Source organism: Mycobacterium sp., from assembly GCF_035697385.1.
GTDB lineage: Bacteria > Actinomycetota > Actinomycetes > Mycobacteriales > Mycobacteriaceae > Mycobacterium.
Genome location: NZ_DASSCY010000193.1, coordinates 1 through 9,663, shown reverse-complemented (window position 1 = coordinate 9,663; position 9,663 = coordinate 1). Strand labels below are relative to the sequence as shown.

General features: G+C 65.7%; 8 protein-coding genes and 2 pseudogenes. 1 reads left to right on the top strand and 9 read right to left on the bottom strand.

The genetic code is table 11. From position 1 onward, the window contains the following. From VFH65_RS15680 to VFH65_RS15670, 3 genes and pseudogenes are all read right to left on the bottom strand, one after another. A pseudogene (locus VFH65_RS15680) lies at positions 1-402 on the bottom strand (hypothetical protein); the annotation flags it as partial. 83 nt (positions 403-485) lie between these two features. Further along, on the bottom strand, positions 486-779 hold the full coding sequence (locus tag VFH65_RS15675) for a WhiB family transcriptional regulator (protein ID WP_353322647.1): 294 nt from the start codon (positions 777-779) through the stop codon (positions 486-488). Between the two features lie 35 nt (positions 780-814). Then, positions 815-1,549: a sensor domain-containing protein gene (locus VFH65_RS15670; protein WP_353322646.1), complete on the bottom strand. Its 735-nt coding sequence runs from the start codon at positions 1,547-1,549 to the stop codon at positions 815-817. A 341-nt stretch (positions 1,550-1,890) separates the two neighbouring features. On the opposite strand from VFH65_RS15670, the gene VFH65_RS15665 reads away from it, so the two are divergent. Further along, complete coding sequence (locus VFH65_RS15665; protein WP_353322644.1) at positions 1,891-2,748, top strand: FHA domain-containing protein; 858 nt, start codon at positions 1,891-1,893, stop codon at positions 2,746-2,748. A gap of 86 nt (positions 2,749-2,834) precedes the next feature. Here VFH65_RS15665 and VFH65_RS15660 read toward each other — a convergent pair whose 3' ends face one another. From VFH65_RS15660 to VFH65_RS15635, 6 genes and pseudogenes are all read right to left on the bottom strand, one after another. After that, positions 2,835-3,623 carry a hypothetical protein gene (locus VFH65_RS15660; protein WP_353322642.1) on the bottom strand — a complete coding sequence of 263 codons (789 nt, stop codon included), beginning with the start codon at positions 3,621-3,623 and terminating at the stop codon, positions 2,835-2,837. Positions 3,624-3,663: 40 nt separating this feature from the next. After that, positions 3,664-4,032 (bottom strand): DUF4189 domain-containing protein, encoded by a 369-nt coding sequence (locus VFH65_RS15655; protein ID WP_353322641.1) that lies wholly within the window; start codon positions 4,030-4,032, stop codon positions 3,664-3,666. Positions 4,033-4,107: 75 nt separating this feature from the next. Continuing rightward, on the bottom strand, positions 4,108-4,815 hold the full coding sequence (locus VFH65_RS15650; protein ID WP_353322640.1) for an LppX_LprAFG lipoprotein: 708 nt from the start codon (positions 4,813-4,815) through the stop codon (positions 4,108-4,110). A gap of 160 nt (positions 4,816-4,975) precedes the next feature. Continuing rightward, positions 4,976-8,263 carry an ATP-binding cassette domain-containing protein gene (locus VFH65_RS15645; protein WP_353322639.1) on the bottom strand — a complete coding sequence of 1,096 codons (3,288 nt, stop codon included), beginning with the start codon at positions 8,261-8,263 and terminating at the stop codon, positions 4,976-4,978. A 149-nt stretch (positions 8,264-8,412) separates the two neighbouring features. Beyond that, positions 8,413-9,015, bottom strand: a complete 603-nt coding sequence (locus tag VFH65_RS15640) for a short chain dehydrogenase (RefSeq protein WP_353322638.1) — start codon at positions 9,013-9,015, stop codon at positions 8,413-8,415. A gap of 3 nt (positions 9,016-9,018) precedes the next feature. Beyond that, a pseudogene (locus VFH65_RS15635) lies at positions 9,019-9,663 on the bottom strand (FUSC family protein); the annotation flags it as partial.

Here is a 9,663-nt window from a genome sequence, read left to right as displayed (position 1 = left end):
GGCCCGCTCACTACCCTTATTGCGCACCGTCACAGGCAGTTTGCCGCGCGTCAGGCTGGTGAACTCGGTATCTCTGGTGAACGTGCCGAACGTAACCTCGATCTCGTTGTCGAGGATCTGCTCGGTGTTTCCGCCCGTTGTCTCACTGATCATCTCGTCGACACCGCTGGACATTTGGCTGACGAAAAGAAGCGGAACGATGTACACGATGATTCCGACCGCCACCACCGCGATGCTGACGATGACCGCGATCAACACACCGTTGTTGCCCTTCGCGGGCCCAGGCGGCGGATAGCCGTATCCGTAGGGCGTCATCGGTGCCTGCGGTCCGTAGTCGTATGGCGGCGTGCGGTGCTCGTACGAACCGGGTTGCCAGCCGGACTGCGGTGATGGGTAAGACATTTCGTTTGGTCCTTTCGTGACGAGGCGCGGGCGCGGCGCAAGATTTGCCGCGGGACGAAATACGTTGGGGTGTAACGGATCGATTAGGCGGGCTCGCGGCGGACCTTGTAGCCGCCGTGTGCGGCCAGGGACTGCAGCTGGCGCAGTGCGAACTTGCGGCCCCGTCCGCCGCCAGGGATGTTCACCCCCGACCACATACCCTCGGCCCCGGGGGTTTCCACGGCCTCCTTAGCGCACAACCAGCGCCGGGGGCATGCGCGGCACAACTCTTTGAGTTCAGGGTCGTCACCGCCGTCGGCCCACCGATCAGGGTCGGCGCTACACGGAGTAGCAGCGGCGCCGGGCAGGGCATTGGTTGGAATAGTGTTCAAGGACATGATGATTCGCCTATCTGTGGTCTCGGGCTCCGGATTCACAACGGCTGGCTATCAGCCTTGGCGGCGATCTCCTGGACGAGCTTGGCGCCTTGGCCTTCGGCTCGACCCGACGAGCAAGACATCACGTCGATGAAGATGTCGCGGTAGGAGGCGATCGCACGCTCGCAGGTGCTGCCGCCGTTGGCGGATGTTTGGCCCAGGGTGACGATGGTGCGGTCGTCGTTGACCCGCGGCGCGTCGAGGACCCACCCACCGCTGGTGGAGCTGACAGTGAGGCCCTTGCAGTCGTCCCAGGCGTCGGCCGTGGCTTCCAGGTGCGCAAGGGATTCCGACTTGCTGCCCAGCTGTACGACGGCCTCCGAGACGAGCAGGTTCTGCTTCCGGCCGTCGGAAATCACCTTGAAGGCGACATCCTGTGGGTCGGTGCCGGCGTACGCGGCGGCCTGGAAGGGGGCGTAGGCGCTGGTGCACTCGGAGGGGCGCACGGCGGTGTGTCCGAGCCTGTTCCCCGACTTGATCTCGACGAGATTGCGAGCGCCGACGACTGCGGCGACCTCCCGGTCGGTGAGCAGCAGAGCCTCCAAGCTCGAGGGTCCGGTGAACGCCGGCAACGGGGCTCCAGGTGCGGCGGCGGCGGTACCTGCACTGGCCGCTGCGGCGATGCCGGCGAGCACGCTTGCGGTGGCCAGTCGCACGACCGTGCCGCGCGTCCTGGTCGCCTCACGCCGGGCGAGAGTGCTGATGCTCTTGTTCGTGACGGTGATGGTCATGGCTGGCCTCTCTGAAGCGAGTTAAATTGAAGCAGTGCGAGGACTATAACCATAGCTAAAGTTGAAGCGCAAGCCCTAGCATCTGAAGCGGGCTCGACGATGAATGAAGCGCGACCAGACAAGTTGCGCCTGAGCTGCGCAGATAGGCGATTGAAGCCCGCCGAAGATGCCGACGAAACGGCCCAGCGCAGCAGTGGCAGACGCCGCAACGCTGCAATATGGTCGACCGTAGAGTGCGTAGCCGCTTGCATCAGCGCTGCAACTCGCGCTAGCGTTTCAGGTGTCGCGCCACCCTGGCGCCACGAACGCATCCAGAGGCCAGCACGAGAAGGGGGACGGCCATGGACATCGCCGCCCATGACAGCCACGCGGCAGCGCCCGTCGGCGAGGACCTACTGGTGTGCTTCAACGGTCAACGAGTGCTCCGCCGCGTTGCCGATGGCGAATTCATCATCGGCCGCGAAGTCCCCCCGTCGCACGTTCAGATCGACCACCCCGGGATCTCCCGCCTCCACGTACGCCTCCTGCCGGGTGCGCGCTGGGAACTCATCGATTACGACAGCCGAAACGGTGTGTACGTGCATGGGCGCCGGATTGAGCACGAGACGCCGATCACCGACGGCATGACGGTGCACCTCGGCGCCCCCGACGGGATTCCCGTCAGCTTTCACTACATCGGCGCCGAGCAGCACACGCCGATCCAACTCGACCCGAACATCCAGCGCACCGGTCAAGCCGTCGTGGAGCGGTATGAAGAACTCGGACTGTCACCACGAAACCTCCACCGGGACAACATCATCGACCAGGAGGCGTTGACCGAACTGATTTCGGGCCGCAGGTGGCCCGACCAGGCCACTCGCGCCGCACTCGAAGTCGCGTTGGCGTGGCCGGCGGGCACGCTAGACGCGATCCGCGAGGGCCAGCCCCACGGGGAGATCACCGATGTCATCACCCCGACTGTTGGTCGTACACTCCTGGTCGATTCGGCCACCCTGGCCCTGGCCGACATCGATGCCGCTATGGCGGAGCTGCCACCGGCCACCGACCCGTGTTTCGCGGCGCGAGCCGAACCTGTTCGGCGCCGCTTGGCCGAACTTCAGAAATCGCTGGCCGCTGCCACGGGCGACGAAGTCGTGGAAATGGTCGACACCATCGCGCGCGTGTACGCCCGACTGCTCATGCGTATCGCGATGCAATAACCGATTGATCGCTGTTGTTCAGACCCTCTGGCGCACATCGCTTTCAGCGTCGGCGGCGCCAGCCTCCTGCCTATCCGATTGCGGTGCTAGGCGGCGGGAGGAAGGTGCGGCGCAACGGTCGGCTGAGCAGCGACAAGGACGTTACGCGCCCGCCATTCGGCCAAGGTGCGGGCAAGGATGCCGTCGGGGTCGCCCCGGCGTACTGCGCCAACCAGCTCCGCCTGCGACTCGCCGGCCGCCAAATCGGGCGTTTGCACGCTTCGCCACCCAATCGGCTCGACCGCGCCGGACAGCCGCTCAACGGCAGGCGCTTGAGGGGCATCCGAGGTGAGCGTGATCCGTGCCCAGGGGCCGGCAAGCTCGATCGACCCAGCCGCACCTGCCCTTTCGGCGTAGCAGAGCCAGACCGCTGACCCGTTCGATGGCGGTGGCCAGTGAATCGGAAGCGGTGGCGTGCGACGCAATTCCCAACCCGGCCCGGCGACGGTATCGGCCCAGGCGAAGTTGGCCGCCTGCGCCACCGCGGCAGTGCGCGCGTGCAGATCCCGACCAGGCGAACCCTTTCGAGAAATCCGCTCCAACCCGGAGACCAGGGAGCCGGCCGGAAGACATACGCCCACAACCGGGGCCGCCAACAGCCACGCCCACAGCCATATCGGCCGGATACCGCCGTCGACCAGGGTGGCGAAGACGGTCACCACTACCTGGCCGGTCCACAACATACCGACGGGGACCATGGCGGCGATGCCGGCGGCTAGTCGGCCTTCCCAGAGCATGTCCGGATCACGTTGGCTTCCAGACGAACTCGTGAAGTAGCTCATGACGACGGCGACGAGGACACCGAGTGTCAGCGCGAGGAGGCCTAGTGCGTCCACGTGCGCCTCGCCACGGCGCGTGCATGTACTCGCGGGTGCGTCAGGAGTTACACGCCCAAGAGTCGACGTAGCTTCCCGGGAGCCTGCTCTTTGCGTCGGCGATTGCCGCAGACAGCGTCGGCCCGTAGCCGCCTTGAAGAGTGCTGCCGTCGAACACCACAGCGCCGCAGTCCTTGAAGCTGCTCAGCACCTCGCAGCTGGAGTAACCGCAGTAATCCAGCGCCGACTGCTCGGCGTCGGACCGCGTCGGGTAGTTCCACGTCGATGCACCGGCGCCGTTGTCCGCGTAGGCAATCGCCCCGTAGTACAACGCGGCTCCCGCTGATGGAGCACCGCCCAGACTGATGGTCGCCGCGCCTAGGACACCCGCGGCCATCACCACCGCGCCCTGCAACTTGGTCACCTTCATAGCTGAAATCCTTTCCTGGGCGCCATGTCGGCGCGCCGGAGAATTGAAAGAGTTTGGAGTGTCGGAGTTTTGGGGTCAGGGGGTAACCGCAGGCTTGGTGACGTTGACCTGCTTGCCGAAATCAGACAGCGTCATGACCAGCTTGGCGTCCGGGACGGGCTGGATCTCGGCCTTCACCAGGTAGTGCGGCTCGCTATCAGAGATCCACACCGTTATCGGCACCGTCTGCTCTTTCTCTGGCGCCTTGCGCGCGCCGGCCAACTCGGCGATGTCGTTGGTGGACGCGGTACCGGTGATTTTCGTCGTCTTGGTCCCGTTGATGTCCTCGGTGCCCTCAACCTTGGGATCCTTGATCTTGGCGACCGCGTTGGCCAGGCCCTTCTGCGGATCGAGCAACACCGACAGGTTGTAAATCGAGCTACCCGGCCCGTAGTCAACCCAGGTGCCGGGCTCGGCGATGTCGGAGTAGAGGTGACCTTCGGTGTAGATGAGCTGGGCGTCCTGGCTCTGCTGACCCATCTGGATGGACGCAGTACCGGTGGCCGCCACGGCGGGTTTGGATGCCACGTCGGCCTCGAGCTTGGTGACCTTGAGGTTGGGAATCTTGCCCTCAGCGGTGATGACGAAGTGGGCGCCGGTCAGGTTCTTCATCGCCTCGGACGATTGCTGGACCAAGGTCGCGGCGTCGGCGCCGCTCGATGTGTCTGAACTCGACGAGCAGCCCACCAGCGCGACCGCCGCCGCGGCGGTTACCGCCAGCACAGCACCGAATCGAAACCTCATACACTCTCTCGCTTTCTGTCAGCCAGCACTCGGCCATCCCGGCGCTCCTGTGGGTCTCACATTAAACGGTCAGCTACCCCACCACGGACACAACTTTTCACCGGTGCGCTGGCCGCAGACGCTCAAGGGCGATTTGCTGCAACTGGACTGAGCGCCGCGGCTAGGAGATCTTGTCGGTGATCTGCTTGACGATGTCGTGGGCCTGCTGGCCGCCTGAGAAGGTGCACGCCGCAACGTCGATGACGACATTGGAATCCGTGGCCAGCACATGCTGGCAGGAGCGGCCGGGCTCGGTGAAAGTCGCAGTGAGTCGGCCTTCCACGGAATTGGACTTGCCAACGGTGATTTGGCGTGGCGCCTGGCCGTTGGTCGTGAGCGTTACCGCGGCGTTGGCGCAATTTCGCCAAGCGTTGATCTGCTCGTCTTGTACCAACGCCGCGTCATCTGCGCTCGGGTAGCTGGTGACGAACTGGCTGACACTGATGTTGGGATCACCGGGGTCTGTCAGGTCACTGCCGGCCGTCGTGGTGAAGTTGGTACCCACGTACGCCTGGGAGTTGCCGGCTTCAACGGCGCTCACGCATGTCTCCGGCGTCGCGGTGCTCACGCGGTGAGCCGTCGCCGGTGAAGAGGTGGCACCTGCCAGCCCAGGCGCCTGGACCACCGAGCTGACCGTCTTGGCGTCAAGGAGAAGCCCGGCCAGCTGGTCGGCAGCGACCAGCTGCTGCGGTGGCGCGGCACCCTGTGTTGGAGTGCCGGCCAGTGGCGAATCCACAGCAGCATCACGGGTTTTGCCGCCGCGAGTCAGCACCGACAGGCCCGCGATGAATCCAGCGACGAGGACCACCACCACGACGACCCCGGCGGCCTTGGAGGCACCACTGCGTGTCCGCTCGCCGGGACCGGCGTCCTTGGCGGGTAGGCGCAACCTGCGCCATACCAGGATGGCGGCGACGATCCCCAACATCAGCAGCACACCCATGTCGAGCAGCCACCATTTGAGGGCGTGGTGCCACAGCGGGTCATCGACCGTGACCAGTGGCGCGACCTTGAGTAGGTCGATGGTGGAGGCCGACGCCGCGAAACCCCAACGGGCAGGCAGAAACCACGATGCCTGCTCCAGACCCACGCGCGCGGTGACCGGAATCAGGCCACCCGAGAACACGATGCTCAGCATGATCACGACCACCAGCACAGGCAGGATCTGCTCGTTGGAACGCGCGAGCGACGACCACAGCAGCCCGAAGATCGCCGAGACGATAGCGGTCAGCGCCAGAGTCGCGTACAAGTCGTAAACCGGATTGCCCAGTGCCACAGCACCTTGCGTGGGTCCGCCCTTGCCGTAGACGACGATGGCGGTCACGATCGCGGTTTGGATCGCGGCGAACCCGCTGTACACGACGATCTTCGACGCCAGATACGCACCTGCCGACAATCCCACCGACTGCTCACGGCGGTAGATTGTGCGCTCACCGACAAGGTCGCGAATTGTCAACGCAGTGCCCATGAAAACGGCTGAGATGTTGGCAAGGATGAGCAGCTGGGTCGGCTCGTTGGGCGCCCCGCTGGCAGTTGTGGCCACACCCAGACCGACGTTGCCGGGGACCACGAGTGACAGCGCGCCCAGGACGAACGGCAGCAGCACCAGGAAAACGGTGTATCCGCGGTCGGCGAAGATCAGCCGCACCTGTCGGCGGGCCAGGGTGAGCATCTGGCGCCCGGTGCTGGTGTGGGCCGGTTCGCCGAGCGGTCCGGCCGGGGCAGATGGTGCCGCGGGCCGCGCAGCGTCGGGGTTGCGGGCAAGAAACGCGGCGTGTGCGTCTTCTGGTCGAGTGGACACCCAGGCGAAGATGTCGGCCCAGTCGGTGGTCCGCATAGCGTCGCCGATCGCGGCTGGCGGACCGGCGTAGGCGGTTTTGCCACCCGGCGCCAGCAGCAGCACCTGGTCGCACATGTTCAGGTAGGTCAGGGAGTGGGTGACGACAACGACGGTGCGGCCGGCATCGGCGAGGCGGCGCAACATCGACATCACCTGGCGGTCCAGCGCCGGGTCCAGTCCCGATGTCGGTTCGTCGAGGATCAGCAGCGACGGGCCGGTCAGCAGCTCCAGCGCCACCGAAGCACGTTTGCGTTGCCCGCCGGACAATTTGTCCACACGCTTCTTGCGGTGCTCGGTCAGCTCGAGCTCACCAAGCACGCGGTCGACAACCGCCCGCCGGTCAGGCTTGCTCGTGTCCGGCGGCAACCGCAGTTGTGCGGCATAGGACAGCGCCTGGTCAACGGTGAGCTGTCGGTGCACGACGTCGTCCTGGGGGACCATCCCGATCCGTGACCGCATCGACGCGTACTGAGCGTGTACGTCGTGCCCGTCGAATGTCACCTGGCCGGAGGTGGGCTGGACAGCGCCGCCGAGCAGCTTGATCAGCGTGGATTTACCGGCGCCGGAGGGCCCGATCACCGCCGTGAGGGTGCCTGGCCGCGCGGTGAACGACACGTTGGTCAGCAGCTGGTGGCCGTCGATGGCAAGGCCGAGTTGGTGAGCCTGGACGCCGCCGGTCGCCTCGGTGGTCTTCTGAACCGCCACCGTTGTCCCACCGCTGAAGGTGAGGTCGGTGTTGCCGATGGTGATGACGTCGCCGGCCCGAAGCGTGACAGCGGTGACGCGGACACCATTGACGAAAGTGCCGTTGCCGCTTGCATTGTCGTACAGCTGCGTTCCAGTGGGCGCCGGGACCAGATAGGCGTGCGTGCGTGAGGCCAGCGGATCATCAACGACCACAGTCGATGTGGAATGCCTGCCGATGGTGATCGCTCCCGGCGGCGGCCCGGACGGGCGCTGCGGCATCATCTTCTTGACCGCCCCGGTCATTCGCCCGACCATGTCGGCTTCGGTCTCGACGGGCGGGCGCACCGGGGGCGGCGTCGACGGGGGAGCGGCCGCTGGTGCGTGCTGCGGCGGTGGTGCAGGCGGCATCTGACGGGGCGGTGCCGGCCGCTGGTGGCGCGGCGGTTGCATCGGCGGTGCCGCGGGCCGCTGCGGCGGCGGTGTGGGTCGCGGAGGAGGCGGAACGGGCGATTGCCGCGCGGGCCGAGTTGCCGTGGGCGGTGCCGGTCGCGGTGGTGCGACCTGCGCGACCCGCACCTGCTGTGTGGTGATCCGGAACGTCAGTGGTGGCCCATCGGGGGCGCCGAGAGTGATGCGCACGTCGTCGTCGATCGGCACAGTGCTCACCCGTGTCCCGTCGACGTAGATGCCGTTGCGGCTCTTGTCGATCGCGACCCACTGTGTTCCGTCGGGGTGTAGCACCATGTGGACGCGGGAAATCGCTTGCTTGGCAGCGATATCAACGCGGATGTCAGTATCTGCGTCGCGGCCGACCGTAACGTCCCTACCTGGGGCGAACGTGAACATCGCCTCGCCGAGCCATACGACTAGCGGAGGAGCCATGGTCCCGGTCACCGCATGCCCTCGTCGCCGGGCATGCAGGCGATGGCCGTTGCGAACGACGTGTCAGCGGCAAGACCCACGAGTACTCTCCTGTGTTCGAACCGGAAACGAGTACCGTTCACAGCCCGCATTTCGCCCCACTTCTGCAGCTACCCGTAGGCACGGATGATGCCACCGGTCGCATCTCCCTCGACACAACCAACATAGTGGCCGACGAGGGTGTCCATCGACACCGGTTTCAGATCGGGAAACAGGTGGCCGAATTCCTCGGTGGAGTCTTCAACCATCGTGGGACTCACGACATTAACGCGATAACGGCCCTTCAACTCCAGCGCCGCCGACAGGACGAAACTGTGTAGCGCGCCGCTGACCACTCCGCCGGAGGTCACTCCCGCCGCCGGCTGGTCGGCGAAGATGCCCGACGTCAAGGTGAACGATCCCCCGGTGTTCACGTAGTGCTGGCCGATCAGAACCAGATTGGCCTGTCCGAAGAACTTGCCGCGCATGTTCTCAAGCAGCCGGTCTTCGGTCAGTGTGCCGAACTCGTCGAGCGGTCCCGATGCGGCAATGCAGACCACCGCATCAAGGCCAGGCGTCGCGCGATACATGGCCTCGACCGAATCAGCGGAGGTGATGTCGACGCGGACATCGCCCGAATTCCTTGCCGCGACGACGATTTCGTGTCTTTCGGCCAGCGCTGGCGTCAGCCGTCGTCCAATGGTTCCCGACCCACCGACGATCAATACACGCATCGCTCAGTCCTTTCCGGTCAACACTTTCTCGGCGGCCTTCGGGTAGAGCAGTTCCAGCTCGCCGAGGTTGGCCGCCGCGGCGGTCAACGGCAGCGCCGCGGGAACCGCGAGCTCGTCCTCGGGTGCGTCGGCGCGCAGCGCCAGCACGAAGTCGTCACTGATCGACTGCAATGGCTGACCCGTATCGCCGGTCACCCGAGCGCAGATCACCTCGGCGTGAGTCTCGAGCACTCCGCGGGTCTGCGGATAAACACCAAATGGCGGAGGCACGATGTCGGCGATCAACTCCGCTGCGGCCCTCACCCGGATCGCCCGGTTCGCCGCCCGCACCACAGGTGCCCGCATATCCGTCTTGCCGCCCGTCTCCGAAAGATACTGGCGCACTGCATCATCGACGGTCCGCGACGCCGACAACGCCGCATGGCTGAGCGCGATCACCCGATCTGTTGCCTCTTCCGACGCACCCCGGGTGACCCGCAGCACCGCCGCCTTGAGGAACTTGGCGCCGACTGCGCGGGAGTCCTCGATCGCCTTGGCCACCGTCGCCGTCGCGCCTCGCGGCCACAGCAGCACCGACACCACGATGCCCACCAGCGCGCCCACCACGACGTCCTCGACACGGATCAATCCCACCTGCCACCCCGTCGG

What these genes read in the sequence shown, in the direction of transcription:
- VFH65_RS15675 (WP_353322647.1), bottom strand. Translation starts at nt 779, where the DNA reads ATGTCCTTGAACACTATTCCAACCAATGCCCTGCCCGGCGCCGCTGCT.
- VFH65_RS15670 (WP_353322646.1), bottom strand. Translation starts at nt 1,549, where the DNA reads ATGACCATCACCGTCACGAACAAGAGCATCAGCACTCTCGCCCGGCGT.
- VFH65_RS15665 (WP_353322644.1), top strand. Translation starts at nt 1,891, where the DNA reads ATGGACATCGCCGCCCATGACAGCCACGCGGCAGCGCCCGTCGGCGAG.
- VFH65_RS15655 (WP_353322641.1), bottom strand. Translation starts at nt 4,032, where the DNA reads ATGAAGGTGACCAAGTTGCAGGGCGCGGTGGTGATGGCCGCGGGTGTC.
- VFH65_RS15650 (WP_353322640.1), bottom strand. Translation starts at nt 4,815, where the DNA reads ATGAGGTTTCGATTCGGTGCTGTGCTGGCGGTAACCGCCGCGGCGGCG.
- VFH65_RS15645 (WP_353322639.1), bottom strand. Translation starts at nt 8,263, where the DNA reads ATGGCTCCTCCGCTAGTCGTATGGCTCGGCGAGGCGATGTTCACGTTC.
- VFH65_RS15640 (WP_353322638.1), bottom strand. Translation starts at nt 9,015, where the DNA reads ATGCGTGTATTGATCGTCGGTGGGTCGGGAACCATTGGACGACGGCTG.